General features: G+C 70.9%; 15 protein-coding genes and 1 pseudogene. 10 read left to right on the top strand and 6 right to left on the bottom strand.

Annotated features, from left to right (window positions below; all coding sequences use genetic code 11):
- Window positions 1-4 precede the first annotated feature (4 nt).
- The 3 genes from AB0H83_RS44565 to AB0H83_RS44555 are packed head-to-tail and all read right to left on the bottom strand — an operon-like array spanning window position 5 to window position 3,491.
- Window positions 5-1,063 (bottom strand): 4'-phosphopantetheinyl transferase superfamily protein, encoded by a 1,059-nt coding sequence (locus tag AB0H83_RS44565; protein WP_360107496.1) that lies wholly within the window; start codon window positions 1,061-1,063, stop codon window positions 5-7.
- Window positions 1,060-2,364: a DegT/DnrJ/EryC1/StrS family aminotransferase gene (locus tag AB0H83_RS44560; RefSeq protein WP_360107493.1), complete on the bottom strand. Its 1,305-nt coding sequence runs from the start codon at window positions 2,362-2,364 to the stop codon at window positions 1,060-1,062. The genes AB0H83_RS44565 and AB0H83_RS44560 overlap by 4 nt, the downstream gene beginning before the upstream one ends.
- Window positions 2,365-2,411: 47 nt before the next feature.
- Entirely contained in the window at window positions 2,412-3,491 is a 1,080-nt protein-coding gene (locus AB0H83_RS44555; protein WP_360107490.1) for an AIR synthase-related protein, read from the bottom strand.
- Window positions 3,492-4,151: 660 nt separating this feature from the next.
- Here AB0H83_RS44555 and AB0H83_RS44550 point away from each other — a divergent pair.
- Genes AB0H83_RS44550 through AB0H83_RS44525 form a run of 6 tightly spaced genes read left to right on the top strand, consistent with a single transcriptional unit; the run spans window position 4,152 to window position 14,807 of the window.
- The gene (locus AB0H83_RS44550; RefSeq protein WP_360107487.1) at window positions 4,152-5,339 is read left to right on the top strand and encodes a hypothetical protein; all 1,188 of its coding nucleotides are present in this window, start codon (window positions 4,152-4,154) and stop codon (window positions 5,337-5,339) included.
- Entirely contained in the window at window positions 5,336-6,517 is a 1,182-nt protein-coding gene (locus AB0H83_RS44545; protein ID WP_360107484.1) for an aminotransferase class V-fold PLP-dependent enzyme, read from the top strand. The genes AB0H83_RS44550 and AB0H83_RS44545 overlap by 4 nt, the downstream gene beginning before the upstream one ends.
- On the top strand, window positions 6,514-7,200 hold the full coding sequence (locus tag AB0H83_RS44540; protein WP_360107481.1) for a hypothetical protein: 687 nt from the start codon (window positions 6,514-6,516) through the stop codon (window positions 7,198-7,200). The genes AB0H83_RS44545 and AB0H83_RS44540 overlap by 4 nt, the downstream gene beginning before the upstream one ends.
- Complete coding sequence (locus AB0H83_RS44535; protein ID WP_360107478.1) at window positions 7,197-8,213, top strand: DUF1839 family protein; 1,017 nt, start codon at window positions 7,197-7,199, stop codon at window positions 8,211-8,213. The genes AB0H83_RS44540 and AB0H83_RS44535 overlap by 4 nt, the downstream gene beginning before the upstream one ends.
- Window positions 8,214-8,226: 13 nt before the next feature.
- A complete protein-coding gene (locus tag AB0H83_RS44530) occupies window positions 8,227-9,057 on the top strand; it encodes a hypothetical protein (protein ID WP_360107475.1) in 831 nt (276 codons plus the stop codon).
- Window positions 9,058-9,071: 14 nt separating this feature from the next.
- On the top strand, window positions 9,072-14,807 hold the full coding sequence (locus AB0H83_RS44525; RefSeq protein ID WP_360107472.1) for an amino acid adenylation domain-containing protein: 5,736 nt from the start codon (window positions 9,072-9,074) through the stop codon (window positions 14,805-14,807).
- Here AB0H83_RS44525 and AB0H83_RS44520 read toward each other — a convergent pair.
- Window positions 14,755-15,291, bottom strand: coding sequence for a histidine phosphatase family protein (locus AB0H83_RS44520; RefSeq protein ID WP_360107469.1), 537 nt, complete (start codon window positions 15,289-15,291; stop codon window positions 14,755-14,757). The two genes, AB0H83_RS44525 and AB0H83_RS44520, sit on opposite strands and share 53 nt — an antisense overlap.
- A 98-nt stretch (window positions 15,292-15,389) precedes the next feature.
- Between AB0H83_RS44520 and AB0H83_RS44515 the strand changes: the two genes are divergently transcribed.
- From AB0H83_RS44515 to AB0H83_RS44505, 3 genes and pseudogenes are all read left to right on the top strand, one after another.
- A complete protein-coding gene (locus AB0H83_RS44515; protein WP_360107466.1) occupies window positions 15,390-15,575 on the top strand; it encodes a hypothetical protein in 186 nt (61 codons plus the stop codon).
- Window positions 15,572-15,661, top strand: coding sequence for a K(+)-transporting ATPase subunit F (gene kdpF / locus AB0H83_RS44510; RefSeq protein ID WP_360107463.1), 90 nt, complete (start codon window positions 15,572-15,574; stop codon window positions 15,659-15,661). The genes AB0H83_RS44515 and kdpF overlap by 4 nt, the downstream gene beginning before the upstream one ends.
- Window positions 15,661-16,146: pseudogene (locus AB0H83_RS44505) on the top strand (potassium-transporting ATPase subunit KdpA); the annotation flags it as partial. The gene kdpF and the pseudogene AB0H83_RS44505, both read left to right, overlap by 1 nt.
- A gap of 1,148 nt (window positions 16,147-17,294) precedes the next feature.
- On the opposite strand, the gene AB0H83_RS44500 reads toward AB0H83_RS44505, so the two are convergent.
- Together AB0H83_RS44500 and AB0H83_RS44495 are read right to left on the bottom strand one after the other, a co-directional pair.
- Complete coding sequence (locus AB0H83_RS44500) at window positions 17,295-18,656, bottom strand: hypothetical protein (protein ID WP_360107460.1); 1,362 nt, start codon at window positions 18,654-18,656, stop codon at window positions 17,295-17,297.
- A 102-nt stretch (window positions 18,657-18,758) separates the two neighbouring features.
- A complete protein-coding gene (locus tag AB0H83_RS44495) occupies window positions 18,759-19,337 on the bottom strand; it encodes a hypothetical protein (RefSeq protein WP_360107457.1) in 579 nt (192 codons plus the stop codon).
- A 58-nt stretch (window positions 19,338-19,395) separates the two neighbouring features.
- Between AB0H83_RS44495 and AB0H83_RS44490 the strand changes: the two genes are divergently transcribed.
- The gene (locus tag AB0H83_RS44490; protein ID WP_360107454.1) at window positions 19,396-20,634 is read left to right on the top strand and encodes an integrase core domain-containing protein; all 1,239 of its coding nucleotides are present in this window, start codon (window positions 19,396-19,398) and stop codon (window positions 20,632-20,634) included.
- Window positions 20,635-20,754 lie beyond the last annotated feature (120 nt).

Here is a 20,754-nt window from a genome sequence, read left to right as displayed (position 1 = left end):
CGGTCTACCTCCCGTCCCGGTACCGGTCGCGCAGGACCGCGGACGTCGTCATCAGCGCATCCATCAGGGCCTCGTCGGCGCACTTGCTCTCCGGCGGGATCCGCAGCCCGCTCGCCAGCCGGTTCCAGAAGTTCTTCATGGACACCACGCAGGCGAGCTCGAGGATCGCCTCGTCGTCGAAGTGGTCCCGCAGCGCGGCCATGAGCTGCTCGTCGACCGCGTGCGGGTCGTGGGTCAGCACCGCCGCGTACCGCAACGCGACCACGACGTCCGCGCCGTAGACGTCGCGGTGCCCGCCGCCCAGCGCGAGCAGCTCCTCACCGCTCCAGCCGCTGGTGAGGGCCTCCCCGGCCGCGTCGTCCACGCAGTACCGGCAACCGTTGAGCAGGGAGGTGTACAGGCAGAGCAGATCCACCAGCCTGCGGTCGATCTTCCGCAGCCGGCCGTACAGCCCGAGCGCCCGGGTGGTGGCGTCCCAGACCGCCGGTGAGTGCGCGGTCACCTTGGTGAGGTTCCGGACGGTGCCGCCGACGCGCTGCTCGTGGTCGTAGATGCTCTGGATCCGGGCGAACGCATCCTGACGGTCCAGCAGCGGCAGCACACACCCGCCGGTGCGGACGCTTTCCTCAGCCATGGGGGTTCCCTCCGTGTACGGATTCTCGACCGGCCCGACCCCGACGGCCGCGGCGACCGCATACTCGTCCTCGTGTGACATCGACACCGCCATCCGGTGCAGCCCGCGGCGCCGGGCGTGGGCGGCCGCCGACCCGCGCAGCCGGGTGCCCAGGCCGCCGTCGCCGTCGCGGACGATCTCGATCTCGGCGAAGGTGGCGTCGGTGGCCCCGAGCGCCTTGATCACGGCTTCCTTCGCGGCGAACCGGGCGGCGTACGCGGCGGCCCGCACCGCCGGCGGGCGGCCGTCGCAGTACGCACGCTCCGCCGGGGTGAAGACGGCGGCGGTGAACCGGTTGCCGAACCGTTCCAGGGATCGGGCGACCCGCGCGACCAGCACGATGTCGACGCCGATGCTCGACACGACCGGGCGGGCGGGCCCGGCCGTCACCGCTCGGCGCTCACGGCCGAATACTCGTGCAGGGCACGGTACTGCCGGCTGACCTTGCGGAAGCCCGCCGCGAACCGGTCCATGAGTGCCCGGTCGGGTTCGGTGTAGGCGGGCAGGGACAGCAGGTCGGCGGCGTACGCCTCGCTCTGCGGCAGGTCACCGGTGCGGTAGACGCGGCGGTCGGCGCCCCCGGCGAACCGCTGCGGGTCCCCGTGGCTGAGCAGCGGCGGGCTCGGGTCCTGGAAGATGCGTTCCTGGTGCAGCGGCACCGCCCGGTACCGTTCGACCGGCACGCCCTCGGCGCGCAGGGCGGCCACGAACACGTCGACGGGGAGACCGTCCAGCTCCTCGGGCCGGTAGCGGGGCTTGTAGGAGTAGTACACCTGCCGGTCCACGTGGGCGCCCGCGGCCGGTGGCCGGACACCGGGCAGGTCGGCCAGCTCGGCCGTCAGGTAGTCGAAGTTGTGCCGCCGGCCCGCGATGTACTCCTCGAGCCGGTCGAACTGGCGCAGCGCGATCGCCCCGGCCAGCGGATGCATCCGGTAGTTGAGCCCGAACCCGGTCTCGACGTACGGGCGGTAGGCGGGGCTGTGCACCTGCTGTTCGGCCCGGACCTTGAAGTGGCCGAGCAGGACGGCCCGCTCGAACACCTCCCGGTGCCGCGTCAGCATCAGGCCGCCCTGGCCCGCGGCCACCAGCTTCTTGCCCTGCAGGCTGAACACCGCGACGTCGCCGAAGGACCCTACCTTGCGGCCGGCGCACTTGGCGCCGTGCGCGTGCGAGCAGTCCTCGATCACGCGCAGGCCGTGGCGGTCGGCGATGTCCATGACCGCCGGCATGTCGACGGGGTTGCCCCACACGTGGGTCACGACGATCGCCCGGGTGCGTGCCGTGATGTGCCGTTCGATGTCGGCCGGGTCGATGTTGCCGGTGTGCGGGTCCGCGTCGACCAGGACCGGCACCGTGTTCACCACGAACAGCGGCATCACGGTGGCCAGGAACGTGTAGGTCGGCGCGAGCACCTCGTCGCCGGGGCCGAGTCCGAGACCGAAGTAGGCGGAGTGCAGCGCTGTCGTCCCGGAGGTGGTGGCCAGGGCGTGCGGGACGCCGATGTATTCGGCGAAGCGGTCCTCGAGGTCACGTACGCATCCCTCGCGGCCGTAGTAGGACAGCTCCCCGCGCAGCGCCATCTCGCCCAGCACGCGGGCGTCGTCCTGGTCGATCGGCGGCCAGGTCCAGGCCGGGGCGGCACCGGCCACGGGCGTTCCCCCGAGCAGCGCCAAGTCGTGCCCTGTGGACATGTCGGTGTCCCTCCCTCGTTGGGGTTTCCCGCGGTTGGGCGGGCGGGTCAGTTGCGGTACTGCTCGACCAGGGCGTCCCACCGCTCGATGACGTCGTCGCGGTTGCACTTGTCGTCCCAGAACGGCGGCAGCGCCTGCGGCGGTCCGGAGACGCGGTTGAAGACGACGGCCGGGTCGGCGGTGACCTCGCCGATGCGGTACAGCGGCGTCCCGTGCGACTCGAAGATCGCCGCGACGGCGTCCCACTCGCCGGGTGCCACCGTGTAGCCGTGGCTGCGGGGCATGTCGAAGCCGAACTCGAACGCCAGCAGCGACGGTGGGACGTCGAGCAGCTTCGCGCTCTCGGCGAGGGCCGAGGTCACCGGCAGCCGTTCCTCGTCGACGCGGGCGCCCAGGCCGCTGCTCTCGTTGATGGTGTACAGGAACTCGACGAGGCCGTCGCTCATGTCCATGCCGGAGGTGATGGCACCCGGGCGGCGGTGCGAGGCCTCGACGATCGCCCGGTGCGGCGCCAGCGGCATGAGGTTGTACTGCTCGAGCTCCGTCCTGGTGGCGGGGTCGAGGCTGTCGAACAGGTCCCGCTTGCGCAGCACGTAGCTGGCCCAGCCGACGCCGAGGGCGGTGGTGACCGCGATGTGGTCGCCGCAGCGGGCACCCTGCCGGCGGATGGCGCCGGCCCGCGGCACGGTGCCCCAGCACATGCCGACGACACCGCGCTGCGCGTTGATGTCGATGTTGCCGCCTTCCAGCGCCGCGCCGTACTCGTGCAGCACGTCGCCCAGGCCCTGGTACAGCTCGCCGATGTGCTGGGTGGCGGTGTCCGCCGGCATGGCCAGGTCGAGCGAGAAGCCTTCGGGTTTGCCGCCCATGGCCAGCACGTCGTTGGCCGTGCAGGCGGCGATCCAGCGTCCCCAGTAGCGCCACCACATCCCCTCGGGCAGGGGCCGGTCGATCGGCGAGGGGTGGTCCATGGAGTAGACGACGTACGGCAGTGCGGCGTTGCCGAACAGCCGCGCCGGATCCAGGATCACGCAATCGTCGAGGGCTTCGATGCGTGCCGTCAGCGCATAGCGCGACAGCAGTTTCCGGATGAACCCTTTTTCGCCGAGATCACGGATGGTTTCCAAGCGATCGCACCCCTCGAACAAGATCGAAGCACCGTCTACGGTGCTGGGGCGCACGGCTCCGCGAGCAGATTCTTCATGAAGTGCGGCGCCCCGTTCGCGCACCTCAACCTGGCTCAAGCGGCTCCGGCCAACGTAGTCACGAGCACTGCGGAGTGTCAAGGCTCGCATCGGGATCGAGCTATGTTTTCTTTGCGAAACCGCATGATCTACAACACCTCTGCCATGCCTGCTGAGCAGCAGATTCATCGCATGTCGGCAATTCATGATCGATTCACATGAAACAAAAACGTGCCGACAACACTTGGCGAAACCGGCGCCACGGAGCTAGCCTGGCATCCGGATCTTCTGACACAGCAGCACAGCACGGGGGCGCCATGTCAATTTGATCTTGCTGGATCAACCATGCCACTTTCGCCTGCGACCACAGCCCATGGACGGGCCGCCTGCCCGGCAAAGTTGGCAGGCCGCCCCGGGCGGCGTCGAATCGACTCGATGCACACCGCCGGCGGCGAGCCACGAACATCCGGGCACCGCTGAATTCTCTGCGATTCACAATCGCGATTCCGGCCGTCGAAGAACGGGCGATCACGCATGCCTCGATGCCGAGAGGCAATTACCGCTGGCGCGGCCGGAAATTATCAATGGGGGAAGAACTCTGCAATGAATCCGGACGAATTCAAGCAAACGTTTCCCGTCCTTCATGACACCCTGCACGAGGCGACCCAGACCAACCGCGCACCCTTCGCCGACCGCCATATCGTGTTCGTCCAGCACCTGCATTCATCCATCCTTTCCCTGGTCGACGCGGTCCTGCTCGGCGGTGCCGACGCCGGCCGGGTGACCGTCGTCGGCAAGTCCTACTCGACCCGTCCCGCCGCCCTCGACGGCCTGCGCCACCGCGGCGTCCGGGTCGTCGACCCGCAGCGCATGACCGACCCGCGCCGCAGCTACGAGGTCGAGCTGGAGCAGCACGTCACGACGGTGCTGCAAGGCCTCGGCACCGACGCCCCGCTGCTCGTCTTCGACGAGGGAGCGGTCGCCGCGAAGGTCCTCACCCGCATGCCCGGCCTCGCCGCACAGGCCCGCGTCGTGGAACAGACCACCCGCGGCGCGCGGTGGATCGACGACATCGAGCCCGCCTTCCCGGTCGTCGACGTCGCCCGGTCGATGGCGAAAGCCACCCTCGAGGCACCGCTCGTGGCCCGCACGATGGCGGCCGGCCTCCGCGACATCCTGGCCGAGCTCGACGTCAGGCCCGCAACGGTCGGCCTCATCGGCTACGGCCGCATGGGCGGACAGCTCGCCGGCGCCCTCACCCAGGACTTCGACGTCCTCGTCCACGACCAGATACCGGACCGCGCCGACGCCGCCCGGGCCGACGGGTGGCGCGTGACCGACCGCGACACCATCCTGGCGGGCACGGGCGTCGTCATCGGATGCACCGGCAGCGCCGTGCTCACCACCGCCGACCTGCACCACCTCGCCGACCGCACGGTCCTGGCCAACGGCGCCTCGTCAGACATCGAATTCGCCCTCTGGGAGCACCGGACCCCCGACGCGATCCTGCGCGGCGCCGACCCGCACCGGCCCTGGGCCAACCACTACACCCTGCCGGACGCCCACCGCTCGATCCTCGTCGCCGGCGGGTTCCCGCTCAACTTCTACGGCACCGGCGAACCCATCTCCCCTCAGGAGTTCCAGCTCACCCGCGCCCTCATGCTGGCCGGCGCCGGCCAGGCCATGACCCTGCAGGCACCCGGGCTCGTGCCGCTGGACACCGACCGGCAGGCGGCCGTCGCAGCGCGCTACAGCCGCGCCATGGCCGGTCTGGAGGCCACCAGCCGATGATCTACCTGGACCACGCCGCGACATCGTTCCCGAAACCCGCTGCGGTCATGGAGGCGATGGCGCGCTACCTGACCGACGCCGGCAACCCCGGCCGCTCCGGTCACCGCCTCGCCCGCGCCGGTGAGGAGACCATCTGGAACGCCCGGCGGGCGATCGCAGACCTCGTCGACGGCACCGACCCCGACCGGGTCGTGTTCGCCGCCAACGCCACGGCCGCACTCAACACCGCCATCAAAGGACTGGTGCAGCCCGGGGACCGCATCCTGTCCACGGCCTACGAACACAACTCGGTCGTCCGGCCGGCCCACGCGCTCGCCGGGTCCGACGTCACGTGGACCCCGGTGCCGCCCACCAGCGACGAGCCCGTGGACCTCGACCGGCTCGAGGCCGAACTGCGCCGCGGCGGCGTCCGCGTCGTCGCGGTCGCCCACGCCTCCAACGTCACCGGCGCGGTGGTGCCGCTGCGCGCCGTCCACGCCCTGACCACCCGGTACGGAGCCACCCTCGTCGTCGACGCCGCACAGACCGCCGGGCACCGCCCGGTCAGCGTCCGCGACGCCGACGTGCTCGTCTTCGCCGGGCACAAGGGCCTGCTCGGTCCGCAGGGGACCGGAGGGATGTACGTCGGTGACCACGTCGCCATCCGGCCCCTCATCCACGGCGGCACCGGCGGCCGGTCCGAGCTGCGCGACCAGCCCAGATGGCTGCCGTGGGCGCTGGAGTCCGGCACCCCGAACGGGGTCGGCGTCGCCGGCCTCGCGGCCGGGGTCCGTCACGTCGCCGAGCACACCCCGGAGGCCATCGCCGACCGCGAACGGACCCTGCGCGCCGCGCTGCTGGACGGGCTCCGGCACATCGAGCACGTCACCGTCCACGAGCAGCCGTCCAGCGAAGCACCCGTCGGCGTCATCTCCGTGACCATCGACGGCCTGCCCGCCGTCGACGCCGCCGCGCTGCTCGAGGAGCGGCACGACATCATGGTCCGCGGCGGCCTGCACTGCGCCCCGGTGGCGCACGAGACCCTCGGCACCGCCGCACACGGCACGGTCCGGCTGAGCCTGTCACACCTCAACAGCGACACCGACGTCAAGTCGGCCCTGGAAGGTGTCGCCGCAACCGCCGAGTCGGTGCACACCCTCCGGCCCTCACCCCTGTCGACACCGAGCGAGCGGGCATGAGCGAACACGTCAGCGAACGCGTCAACGGCTGCGTCTTTTGCCAGGACCTCGACACCGTGCTGTGGCGCGGCGAGCAGTTCTTCATCGTCCCCGACATCGCACCGCTGGCCGCCGGCCACGCACTCATCTGCAGCGTCGGACACTACCCGTCCGCCGCCGACCTGCCCGCCACCGCCGCCCGCGAGCTCGACGACATCTACGACCGGCTCCACGGCGCGTACCTGGACCGCTACGGCGCCTTCACCATGTTCGAGCACGGCCGCACCGGACACTGCCTGCGCCGCCGGCCCACCGAGCGGATCTGCCACCACACGCACATCCACCTGCTGCCGGTCGCCGGCGACCTCATCGCCACCCTCGGGCTCGGCCAGCGCGCACCGTGGCGCACCTGGTCCGACGTCGGCGACCTCGGCCGCGACACCGACGGCTACGCCGTCCTGGAGACCGTCGCCTCCGGCCGGCAGTTCTTCCCCATCAGCCACGACCTGGCCCCGCATTACCTGCGCACCAGAACCACCGAGCTCATCGGCACACCGCACCGCGCGGACTGGGAGGCCGTGCTGTCCACCGCCGACAACACCGAACGGCTGCGCGACTCGCGCCGCGCACTCGTGGACCTCGTCGACGGCCTCACGCTCGCCCGACGCGGCCCCGGCCCGTCGGACAGCACGGCGCTGACATGACCGTCACCCTGCTGGCGTGGCGGTCCGCACCCGGTCGGCACCGGCCGCACCCGCTGCACGACGACCCGGACAACGACTGGATCGACGCCAACTGCTACACCGACCTGTGGATCGAGCTGCTGCACGGCATCGGCGCCGACCCCTACCCGATGCTCGCCCACACGGTACGGCTGGACTTCGAAGGCGACCAATGGACATTCTTCAAACCCCCGCCGCAGGACCTCGAGGCGCTGTACGGCATCGACCTGTTCGAACTGACCACCTACGAGTCGCTGCCGGAGCACTGCGTGACGCAGCTGCGCCACAACCGCGTCCCGGTGGTGGAGGTCGACGCGTTCCACCTCCCTGACGTGCCGGGCACCTTCGGCCGGTCGCACCGCAAGACCACCATCGCCGTCGTCGCCGTCGACCCGGCCGCCGGCCGGCTGACCTACCTGCACAACAGCGGCTGCCACACCGCCGGCCCCACCGAGACCGCCGGCCTGCTGCGGACCGGACCGCACGCACCTGACCCGCGGATCCTGCCGCCCTACGTCGAGAGCGTCCGGCTGGACCGGCTGCGCCACACCACGGACGCCGACCTGCGCGGCCGCAGCCGCGCGCTGCTGCACCGGCACGTCACCCTGCGCCCGGCCGACAACCCGGTGCGCCGCTTCGCGGCGACGTTCCCCGCCGCGGTCACCGCCAGGATCGGTCGGCCCGAAGCGTTTGAGGGCTACGCGTTCAGCACCCTGCGCCAGCTCGGCGCCGGGACCGCCCTGGCCGCACGCTACCTGCGCTGGCTCGCCGCCGACGGCGAACCGGCGCTGCGGCAGGCCGCCGAGCAGTGCGACCGGATCTCCGCCGAAGCCAAACGCCTGACCTTGAAGGCGGCCCGCACGGTCGCCGCCGACCGGCCGTTGCACGCCGACGAGGCGCTGGACGCGATGGCGCAGGCCTGGGACGCCGCCGAGGGGCACCTGCGCGCCGCGCTGCCGGCGCCGCCCGGCGGGGCCGCGGCAGCCCACCGATGAGAGGACACCACCCATGAAGCTGCGCCACTGGCGGTATCTCGGCGGCCGCAAGCAGAACCCGACGCTGCTGGCGGTCACCTTCGACACCGGACAGGGCGACGCCCGCTTCGCCGACCTGGCCGTCAACCTGCCCGACTACGCCGTGCTCGAGCTCCTGCCGCCCACCCCGGCCGGCGGCCTGGACCGGCTGCCCGCGCCCGACGCGCAGCTCGCGACGTGGTGCGCCGAACTGCGCGACGCCGCCGTCGTGGTGCATGGGGTCATGGGGTACTGCGCCGGCGCCGCACTGGCAGCACCACTGGCGGCCGCGGTGGCCGCCGGCGCGCCGGACCCCCCGCCGGCGATCCTCATCGACCCCAGCCCGGTCGTGCCGCAGACCCTGTACTGGCCGTTCGTCGCCGCCACCGACTCCCTGGCCGGCCAGCTGCCCGCCGAAGCGGACCACGCCCGCAGCATCGCCAGGAAGGCCCTGCAGGACGCCGAGTCCGCCGGCCCCGCCGGGCTCACCACCCTCGCTGTGACGCTCGCCGAGCAGTACGCCGATCTGCTCGCGCAGGCCGCCGGACGGCTGCGGCTCGACGACACCCTCGTCGCCCAGCTCCGGGACCGGCTCACCGCGTACGCGGGCTACCTGCTCACCGCCGCGGCGTACCCCGACCGGCCGGACGGCGCCGCGATGACCCTGCTGTCGCAGGAACACCCCGCCGGCGGTACCGCCGCACCCACCACCACCGGACGGACCCACCGCCTGGAGCTGCCCCGGACGCGCCTGCTGGCCGGCCCGGAGGCGGCCGCCGCGGTCCGCGACGCCGTCGCCGGCCCGGTGCGGTCCGAGCATCACTGAAGGGAGCGCACAGCATGTCGGGGACCCCCCGGGAGCAGTACCCACTGTCCAGCGCGCAGCTCGGCGTCTGGTTCGCCCAGCAGAGCGATCCGCAGAGCCCGGTCTACAAGGTCACCGGATACGTCGACCTCGCCGGGCCGCTGCACGCCGAGCGGTTCCGCGCCGCCCTGCGTCAGACGGTCACCGAGGCCGAGGGCCTGCGCGCGCGGTTCGGCACCGACAACGGTGTCCCATGGCAGTGCGTCGGCGACGTCCCCGACGACGTCTGCCCCGTCCTCGACCTCACCGGCGAGCCCGACCCGTTCGCCGCCGCGGACGCGTGGATGCGGCAGTGGCCGGCCGTCACCATGGACGTCACCGCCGCGCCGCTGTTCCGGTTCGCGCTGCTGCGGCTGTCCGCCGAGCGGGCCCTGTTCTTCATGGACTACCACCACCTCGTGATCGACGGCGCCGGCGTCGACCTCCTCATCCGCCGGACCGCCGCGCTGTACGACGACCCCGATGACACCGGCGGCGCGCTGCCGTCCCTGCGGGAACACCTCGACGAGGAGGCCGCCTACCTCGACTCGCCGCAGTGGGCGGCGGACCGGCGGTACTGGTACGACCGGTTCGCCGACCGCACCCGGCAGCCGACGCTGTCCGACGGGGCCGCCGACGTCAGCCGCGACATCATCCGCCAGCGCTGGACGCTCACTCCCGAGCAGGCCAAGCCGCTGCGCGCGGCGGCCCGGCAGGCCGGCACCACCTGGCTCGGCCTGCTAATCGCCGCCGTCGCCGCCTACGTCGGGCGCGTCACCTCCACCGATGACGTCGTGCTGAGCCTGTCCGTCACCGGGCGAGCCACCCCGACGAGCCGGGCCGTGCCCACGATGGCATCCAACGTGCTGCCGCTGCGGGTCCAGCTCACCCCGCGGCACACGTGGCGGACACTGGCGCGTGACATCAACGGCGGCTACCGCGACATGCGGCGCCATCAGCGCTTCCGCGGCGAGACCCTGCGGCGCGAGATCCGCCCCGACGTCCCGGGCCGGTTCTTCGGACCCCTGGTGAACTTCATCCCCGTCACCAGGTCCGTCGCGTTCGGCCCCTGCCGCGCGACGACGCACAACATCTCGATCATGCCGGTGGACGACCTGTCGATCGTCTGCTACGACTTCGCCGACGGCAGCCTCACGATCGACTTCGACGCCAATCCCGCCCTCTACCAGGTCCAGGACGTGACGGCGCACCGGGAACGGCTGGCCCGGGTCCTGCACCGCATCGTCGAGCACGGCGCGGACGGGCTCGTCACCGACCTGACGCTCGTCCCGGCCGGGGAACGCGACCGGCTGCTGACCCGGCACAACGACACCGACCGCCCCGTCCCGGCCGGGACCCTGCCGCAGGCGTTCCGCGCCCGGGTCGCCGCCCACCCCGACGCCGTCGCGGTCCGATCAGGCGCGCAGACCCTGACCTACCGCCGGCTGCAGGCGGCGGCGGACGAGTGGAGCGCCCGGCTGGCGGCCTGCCACGTGCGGACCGGCGACGCCGTCGCGGTGCTGATGCGCCGCACCCCCGACCTGGTCGCCGCGGTCCTCGGCATCGTGCAGAGCGGCGCCGTGTACGTCCCCCTGGAGATCCGCTACCCGGCGTCGCGCATGCAGACCGTCGTGCAGGACTGCGACGCCAAGGTCCTGGTCATCGACCGGGACACCGCCGCGCACCCGTTCGCGGCCCGGCGCGGCCTCACCACCCTGACCCCCGACACCCCCGCGCCGGCCGCCGCCACGACGCTGCCGCAGCTGGACGCCGACCAGGTCGCATACGTGATGTACACCTCGGGGTCGACGGGACACCCGAAGGGTGTCATCGTCACCCACCGCAACGTCCTGGCCCTTGCCGCCGACCGTGACTTCCAGACCCCCGCGCACCGCGGCGTGCTGCTGCACTCCCCGCACGCGTTCGACGCCTCGACCTACGAGCTGTGGATCCCGCTGCTCAACGGCGGCACCGTCGTCGTGGCACCCGACCGGCCGGTCGACGCGCCGATGCTCCGGGAGCAGATCGGCGCGGCCGGCGTCACCGCGGTGTTCCTCACCTCCGGGCTGTTCGGTGTCCTTGCCGACGAGGACCCCGGCTGCCTCGCCGGCGCGGCCGAGGTGTGGACCGGCGGCGACATCGTGTCACCCGACGCCGTCCGTCGCGTCCAGGCCACCTGCCCGGACCTGACCGTCGTCGCGGTGTACGGCCCGACGGAGACCACGACGTTCGCCACCCGGCTGCACCTGCGGCACGCACCGGCCGGCCCGGTCCCGATCGGCCTGCCCATGGACAACACCCGCGTCTACGTCCTGGACCCTGACCTCGAACCGGTGCCCGCCGGCGCGGTCGGCGAACTGTTCATCGGCGGCCCCGGCGTGTCCCTCGGCTACCTCGGACAGCCGCAGGCGACGGCCGAGCGCTTCCTGCAGGACCTGCTGCACCCCGAGGAGCGCATGTACCGCACCGGCGACCTCGTGCGGTGGGGCGCCGACGGCACGCTGCACTTCATCGGCAGGGCCGACGACCAGGTCAAGATCCGCGGCTTCCGCATCCAGCTCAGCGAGATCGAGTCGCTGGCGGTCAGCCACCCCGGCGTCTCGCACGCCGCCGTGGTGGCCCGCCCGACCGGCACCGGCGACAAGCGCGTCGTGGCATACGTCGTCCCCGACCGCACCGGCACCACTGCCGGCACCACAGCGGCCACTGACGAGACGGACCGGGTGGCCGAGTGGCTGCAGATCTACGAGAAGATGTACAGCGACGCCGGCCAGCTCCCCCTCGGCGAGAACTTCGCCGGCTGGAACTCCAGCTACGACACCGCACCCATCCCGCTGGAGCAGATGCGCGAATGGCGGGACGCCACCGTGACCCGCATCCGGCAGCTGCGCCCGTCGCGCATCCTGGAGATCGGCGTCGGCAGCGGCCTGCTGCTGGCGCACCTCGCCCCGCAGGCGTCCTCCTACTGGGCCACCGACTTCTCCGCCGAGGCCGTCGACGCGCTGGGCGCCGCGCTCGCCGGGCAGCCCGACCTGGCCCGCAAGGTGCACCTGCGGCACCAGGCCGCCGACGACGTCGACGGGCTGCCGGCCCGCTACTTCGACACGATCATCCTCAACTCCGTCGTGCAGTACTTCCCGTCGCCGGACTACCTGGAGCGCGTCGTGCGCGGCGCCGTCGGGCTGCTCGCACCGGGCGGCGCGCTGTACATCGGCGACATCCGCAACGCCCGCCTGCTGCGCACCTTCCACGCCGCGATCGAGGTGTACCGCGCGGAGGACGGCACCGCGCCGGAGGCGCTGCGGCGGCTGGTCGAGCAGCGGGTGCTGCTGGAGAAGGAGCTGCTGCTCGACCCGGAGTTCTTCCACGCGCTCGCCCGCCGCCTGCCGGAGACGACCACCGTGGACGTCCGGCTCAAGCACGGCCGCGCCCACAACGAGCTGAGCCGCTACCGGTACGAGGTGGTCCTGCGGACCGCGGCACCGCACGACGCCGACCTCGGCACCGCCACCACCCGCGCCTGGGGCACCGGCGTCGCCGACCTGGACACCCTCGCCGCCGAGCTCACCGCCGCCCTCGACGCCGCAGCCGCCGCCGGCGCACCGCTGCGGCTGCGGCTCACAGGTGTGCCGAACCGCCGCCTCACCGCCGACCTGGCCGCCTCCGCACGGCTGTGGCCCGCCGACGACACCCCGGCACCGGACCCCGACGGGCCGCAACCACCCGAACCGGAGGACTTCCACGCCCTCGGCCGGCGTCTCGGCCTGTGGACCGCCGTCACCTGGTCGCCCCCACCCCGCGCGGACCTGCTCGACGTGCTGTTCGCGACGGCGCCGGACCCGGCGGCGTTCCAACCCACCAACGTCTACCGGCCGGCGCCCGCCGACGACAACGCCCCGCTGGCGCGCTACGCCAACCACCGCGCCGCCGCGGACAGCCTGACGGCGTTGGCGGACTCCCTGCGCGACCTGTTCCGGGAACAGCTCCCCGACTACATGGTGCCGGCGATCGTCGTGCTCGACCGGCTGCCGCTCACCTCGATCGGGAAGCTGGACCGCTCGGCGCTGCCCGCACCCGACATCGGGGGCGGCGCCGCCAGCCCGCGCACGCCCCACGAGGAAGTGCTCTGCAACGTCTTCGCGCAGGTCCTCGGCCTGTCCGGCGTCGGCGTCCACGACAACTTCTTCGAACTCGGCGGGCAGTCGCTGCTCGCCGTGCGGCTGACCAGCCGCATCCGCGCGCTGCTCGGCGTCGACCTGCCGGTCAGCGCCGTCTTCGACCACCCGACGCCCGCCGCGGTGGCAGGCCGGCTGACCGGGCCGGCGACCCGTACCGTCGCGTCACCCGACCGGGTCGCGCCGCAGCGGCCGCCGCTGTCCTACGCGCAGCGGCGCATGTGGTTCGCACAGACCATGGAGGGCCCGAGCCCGACCTACAACATCCCGCTGACCATCCGGCTCGCCGGCCGCCTGGACCTCACCGCGCTGCGGGCCGCGCTCGCCGACGTCGTCGACCGCCACGAGATCCTCCGCACCGTCCTGCCGCAGGTCGACGGCGAGCCGTACCAGCGGGTGCTGCCGCCGCCGCAGGCCAGGCCGAAGCTGAAGATCACCACGACCACCGAGGCCGACCTGCCGCAGCACCTCGCGGCCGCCAGCCGGCACGCGTTCGCCCTGGACAGCGAGCCGCCGCTGCGGGCCACCCTGTTCCTGCTCGGCGAGCAGGAGCACGTCCTGATGCTGCTGCTGCACCACGGAGCCGCCGACGGCTGGTCGCTGCGGGTGCTCGGCGCCGACCTGAGCGTCGCCTACGCCGCCCGCACCGGCGGCCGCGCCCCGGCGTGGCAGCCGCTGCCGACGCGGTACATCGACTACGCCGGCTGGCAGCGCGACCTGTTCGACGACGAACAGCCCGGCTCGACCCTCGACCGGCAACGCCGGTTCTGGCGGGCGCAGCTGGCGAACCTGCCGCAGGAGCTGCCCCTGCGCACCGACCGGCCACGGCCGGACATCACCTCGTTCCGGGGCGGGACCAGCCACCTGCACCTCGACGCCGACACCCACGTCCGGATGCAGCGCCTCGCCCGCGCCCGCGGCGTGACGGTCTTCATGCTGCTGCACGCCGCCTTCGCGGCGCTGCTCACCCGGCACGGCGCCGGCACGAACCTGCCGATCGGCACCGCCGTCGCGGGCCGCACCGAGGAGACATTCGACGTCGTCGGCTGTTTCGTCAACACCGTCGTGCTGCGCACGGACACGGCCGGCGACCCGACGTTCGCCGACCTGCTCGACCGCGTCCGCGCCGTCGACCTCGCCGCCTACGACCACCAGGACCTGCCCTTCGACCAGGTCGTCCAGGCCGTCAACCCGCAGCGGGCCGGCAACCGCAACCCCCTGTTCCAGGTCGGGCTGTCGCTCACGGACCGGCCCGAGCACCTGCTGGACCTGCCGGGGGTGACCTCGTCCGTCGAGTTCACCGACACCGACACCAGCCGGTGCGACCTGTGGTTCGTCGGCACCGAACGGCGCGACGCCGCCGGCACCCCCGCCGGGATCAGCGGCTACTTCGAATACAGCGCCGACCTGTTCGACGAGGAGACCGTGCGGCGGTTCGGCCAGGACCTGTGCGAGGCACTGCGGGCCTTCGTCGACGACCCGAACCGCCGCATCGGCGACGGCGTCACACCGTCAACCGGTACTCCCAGCCCTCCCGCCAGCCGAAGTCGGCGGTGATCAGCTCCTCCAGGGGTACCCCGTCGACGAGATGATCCAGGGTCCAGCGGGTCGCCACGTGACCGATGATCAGCACCCGCCGCCCGTCCCAGCGCTCGGCGATGTCCCGCAGCGCGCCCTCCACCCGCCGCACCGCCTGCCGCCAGCTCTCCCCGTTCGGGTACGGCTCGTCCAGATACCGCTCGCGGTGCTCGTGCAGCTGCGCCGCCGGCATCCCGTTGCCGTCACCGTAGTCGCACTCCCGCAGCCGCCAGTCGTGCAGGATCGGCACCGCACCGTCCGGAAACGCGAGCTCCGCCGTCTCCACCGCGCGCCGCAGGTCAGACGTCAAAACCACATCGACGTCACCCTTGCGCCGCCCACCCAGCTCCACCGCGAGGTCACGCCCCCGCGCCGACAACCGACCCGGCAGCCAGCCGGTGGCCACCCCCTGGTCATTGTCCTCACTCCACGAATGCGTCTCGAACACGATCCCAGTCGCCACCCCACGACCCTACCCATCACCCGGCCGCCCGCGCCCGGTACACGCGGGCCGGCGCCGGCACCTCGTTAAGAAGGCGTCAAGAACCGGGTGACCGGCGTATGGAATCCGTCAACGCACCTGGGCAGCGCAGACCCGCGGGGATGCACTTCGGGTGCGGCCGGTCGTCGGCCGCCGTGAAGGACAAGCAAGGAGATCCCCTCGTGGCTGACCTGTGGTTCGTACTGCTGACGATCGCGGCGTTCGCGGTCCTCGGCCTGGCGGTGCGGGCGGTGGAACGGCTGTGAACGCCGAGAACCTCATCGGTCTCATCCTCGCGGTCGCCCTCACCGCGTTCCTGGTGACGGCCCTGCTCCTGCCGGAGAAGTTCTGATGAGCACCACAACGGCCGGCGCCGTGTTCGTCGCCTCGCTGCTCATCGCCCTGGTGCTGCTCTACAGGCCGTTCGGCGACCACATGTACCGGACGGTGACCGCCACCCGGCACAGCCGCTTCGAGCGGCTCGTCTACCAGGCGGTCGGCGTGAACCCCGACGGTGCGCAGGCCTGGGGCGTCTACGCCCGCAGCGTCCTGGCGTTCTCCGCCGTCTCGATCCTGTTCCTGTACGTGTTCCAGCGGGTCCAGCAGCACCTGTGGCTGTCGCTGGGCTTCGACCCGGTCGAGCCCGACCAGGCGTGGAACACGGCGGTCAGCTTCGTCACCAACACCAACTGGCAGTCGTACTCGGGCGAGTCGACGATGGGCCACCTCGTGCAGATGGCGGGCCTCGCCGTGCAGAACTTCACCTCCGCCGCCGTCGGGGTCGCCGTCGCGGTCGCCCTGGTCCGCGGGTTCGCCCGGTCCAGGACCAGCGAGCTGGCGCACCATCCGGCCGCGCTGGCGGGTGGAATACGCCGGATCGGCCGGTTCCCGGATCAGCTGGTAGCGCCACAACGCGATCCGGCGGGCGCGGTCGGCCCGCACCCGCGTCTCGTCATCGACGGTCGTCAACAACAGCCTCCTCAACAGTCGTCTGAAGATCGACAAATGTTGAGGGTTGCCGGTCACACGGCCGCCGGCCAGGGCGAACTCGTGTTGATCGACTCTGGTGGCCAGTCCGGAGACAGCAACCGGCCCTGCGACACCACGCCAGCGACCCGCCACGCCGTCACCATGCGCAGCACGAACCGGCCGGCAACCGCCCGCGCCGCGGCCTCGACCGCAGCCACGGCATCAGCGAACACCGTCGCGGCCGCCTCAGGCATCACCGGATCCGCCGCCACGGCCACCAGCAGCCCGGTGAACCACACCCGGACCTGCTCCGCCTTCCCCGCGAACCGGCGCAACCAGCCCCGCACCGTCTCCAACGGGCGATCCAGCACCACCGCGACCGGCCGCGCACCCAGCCCGGACGCCTTCGCAGCCAGGGCCCGACCGATCACAGCGACCGTGTCCGCTCGGCGCAGGAGCACCCCGACCGGCAGCAGCACATGCGTCGCCGAGCACCCAGCACAGCGAACACGCCGTGGCCGCAGCAGCCACCGCGCACCCGCCTCACCACGCAGCACCCGCGGCCGCGCCCACCCCCACCCGGTCAACCGGCCCGCACACGCCCCGCAGCGCAACCCACCCACCACGAGCTGACGTTCGACCCCAACCGGGTCGTCGTTTACCGTCATCACCAAGGTGCCTCCGCACCGAGGCAGCCCTCCCGAACGACCGGCCAAGGAACACCGGGAGGGCCGCTGCCTGCAACAACGTCCTCACGGTGATGACGCGCACCAAAAAACGCAACCCCACCAGACCGCGCTACAGACACCCTCAAGATCAATGACGGACAAGAACAAACTCGTCGTCACCTTCGGTGACGGCTAACACTCTTGAGACACCTTCCCCGTCACCTCTACCCCCGCCCTCCCCGAAACCCCGAACAGGCGCAACGGGACCAGACCCAGCGAGCCGGACGGGCTCGTTCGAGCTGTGGATCCAGAAGTCCGTCAGTAGAGTTCGGATAAGGGCTTGAGACGTCACCTGCTGTAGGGCGCCAGCCCTTCGTTCCCGGCGACAACCAAGGCATCGACAAGCATCTGCCGCTCGTTCAGGTGGTCGAGTTCCTCCGCCGTGCTGCGAATCTCTTTGAGCCAGTTGTTCGACAGCCATGACTGCTTGACGGTGACACGGCCGTCTTGGATGCACAGATCGGACACCCAGCGCAGGCCGCGAGTGACCTGCACCTCTGCCGGCAGCCTGTGCAGGATGTTGATGAGTCCGTCGACGCACTTGACCTCTCCGCAAGCAGCGGGTAACCAGTCGTCGATCAGTTCGACGAGGTCCTCAGCACGGACCCAGTCGATGGGTGCACCGACGACCTCGTTGTACAGGCCTTGCGTCCACGGAAGCGGGTTCGGCAGGAGAGCGTCGGCGGCCCAGTCGCCCCAGTGGCGGTCACGGTAAGGGCTCGGGTCATCGCGCAAGTACCCGGTGGCGTGGCGCAGCAACGGTGGCCAGATTTCTCGGGCAGCTTCGGCCAGGCGTTCGTTCTCTGCGCCGGCTGCCGCGAGACCGCGGAGGAAGTTCGACATCAGTCCTCCGTCAGCGCGAAGGACGTCGAGGTGTTCAAGCACCGAACTGACGTCACCGTTCTTTGCAAATCCCTCGAGGAGGGCTCGTGCGGCGACGAGCCTGTGTGCCCCTTGATGGTCCGCTGTCCAGCCCTTCTTTTTCTGGGTGACCATGGCACGTCGCTCGACGTCGAGAAGGCTGATGAGCACTGTGGCTGCGTCATGGGTGCAGCAGTGGTCCGAGGACGCGGCTGCGCCGAGTCCTCGAATGGCTGCGTCGAGCACGGCGATGTCGATGGAGTCTCCAGCCAACTCCTGAAGGCGTTCGGCGACGTCGCCAACGATTTGGACGTTCAGCCGGCGCTGACCGCGCTGGTCCCATGGTCCGACTTCTGCAACACGGGCGGTCTTGACCAACCAGTTCAACGCGGTCCGGTGGATGCAAGGGTCGCCGTGGCAGGGCGCCGTCCAGACGACATCGCATCCGCGCGCCAGATACAGCCGTGTCTCCAGGGATGCCTTGCCTGCCATCGCAAGGCCGGCCTCGGCGACATCGTCGGTCGAGCGTCCCGCCACCTGCAAGGGTGCGGTCATCGCAGATGTGAGGAACGCCGGCAGGGCTTGGGCCACGGCCCGGTCGGCGCCTAGGTCAAAGTACTGACCTTCGTGGCGCTGGTCTTCGGCGTCCTGGAACGACAACGCAATCCAGAGAACGAACTCAGTTGCGAAGCTCTCCTGGTCACCCAACGCATCCATATCACCGGCCGCGGCTCGTGCGACCGCTGCACGGACGACGTGGGCTACCGCGTCTACAGGGCGGATCGGCATCTGGTCGCCACCGGACTCGAGTAATGAACGGCCGGCAGCCAGGTCCGCGGCGATCTCCTCCGAGGAAGGGGGCGCGTAGTTGGCATCTTGCTTGGCCGAGCCTCAGTACCGGTTCTGCAGTCGCAGGGTGGCCTGCACGACCTCCTGGTACGCTACGTGCGTCTCTTGCGCGGCCTGGAGCTCGGGTGGCGCAACGACCTCGATGTAGTAATTGTCGCCGTGCTGCGTGATTCGGTACTGGTCGGAGTCCAGGCTTGCGGCCCAATTCTTCGTAAGCTCCTGGCTGAAGCCGAGCCGGTCGCCATTCTTGACGAATTGCTCGGCGACCTTCTTCAATACCTCGGCGCGTGCCTCGCCGCCGTGAGTCATCAGCCATACGGCCACCTCACGCGGTGTCCACTGACGACGCTCCAGGTTTGCGAGCCCTTCAGTTGTTGCACGCAACCCGGAGGACTCACTCGTGCGGCGGTGCAACTCCAGCTTCCAGACGACCGGTTCGGCGAGGAACGGGTCGAGCTCGGTGTCGAGGTTCTCCACGTGGCGCACCAGTAGACCGAAAAGCATCCCTGGGACCGCCAGATTCTCGCACCCGTCCAGATGTATCTCGACGATTTTCCTCGGCGATGCACCCTGGCTCAACCAATGGTCAGCGACACGTTCCATCGCCAGGAGCGCGCTCATCGCCGAGTACGGACCGACCGATGTACCGCGATACCAACTCCACACATCCACGTGTGCGGTGCGCTCGCCGAACAGGAACCTCAGACGCTGGCCGCCGCTGTGCTCGACCTGTCACCGCCGCGCGACCGTGTCGTCGTGCAGGCCGTCCTGTGGGGCTCGTAAATCTGGTCCGAAGGCTGTGACGTGCGGTTTGTGCGAGGCTCACCGGAGGACGTCGACGATAATCCAGGCCATGAGTGCGTCGCTGGTGTACCTGCTGCTGCGTCAGATCCTGCAGATGTTGGCCCAGCTCGCCCGAGACGGTGGAGCAAAGGACGTCGAACTGCTGGTGTTACGGCATCAGGTGGCGGTGTTACGCCGGCAGGTACACCGGCCCGATCTGCAACCCGCTGACCGGGTAGTGCTGGCGGCGTTGTCACGGCTGCTGCCCCGGCAACGCTGGGCGGCGTTCTTCGTCACCCCCGCGACCCTGCTGCGCTGGCATCGACAGCTGATCGCACGACACTGGACCTTCCCGCACGCGCGACCCGGCCGGCCATCCGTCGCTCGTGAGATCCGGGAACTGGTCCTGCGTCTGGCCGCGGAGAACCCGACCTGGGGCCATCGCCGGGTGCAGGGTGAACTGGCTCGACTGGGCTACCAGGTAGCGGCCAGCACGGTCTGGAAGATCCTGCACCAGGCCGGCGTCGACCCGGCCCCACGCCGAACGGGACCGACCTGGCAGCAGTTCCTCACCGCCCAGGCCCACACAATCCTGGCCTGCGACTTCTTCACCGTAGACACCGTGCTCCTGAAACGGATCTACGTGCTGTTCTTCATCGAGCTCGCCACCCGGCAGGTCCACATCGTCGGTGTCACCGCACACCCGACCGGCGACTGGGTTACCCAGCAGGCCCGGAACCTGCTCATGAGCCTCGACCAGCACGCCGACAGGCTGCGGTTCCTGCTGCGAGACCGGGACGCGAAGTTCACCGCCGCCTTCGATGCGGTCTTCACCGCAGCCGGCATCGACGTGGTTCGAACACCACCACAGGCGCCGAAGGCGAACGCCTTCGCGGAGCGCTGGGTCGGTACGGTCCGACGCGAGTGCACCGACCGGATCCTCATCGCCGGCGAACGGCACCTGACGAGCGTCCTGACCGAGTACACCGAGCACTACAACGGCCACCGCCCACACCGATCACTCGGCCAGCAACCACCGAACCCGTCACCACAGGTCGTCGACCTCACCGCCGCTCGCGTCCAACGACGCTCGATCCTGGGCGGACTGATCAACGAATACTCGCAGGCAGCGTAGCCGAATCTGATTTACGAGCCCCACAGGGTGTTCGTGTCACAGATGTGTCGTGATCATCCACAGTGGACACTTGGTTGAGGGGGATCCAACCGCCCGGGTCAAGGTGTCGATCGCGTGGTG

The sequence above is a fragment of the Dactylosporangium sp. NPDC050688 genome (genome assembly GCF_040654515.1).
Taxonomy (GTDB): domain Bacteria; phylum Actinomycetota; class Actinomycetes; order Mycobacteriales; family Micromonosporaceae; genus Dactylosporangium.
The sequence above is the reverse complement of the archived record's forward strand: the minus strand, read 5'-3'. Positions and strand labels throughout refer to the sequence as shown.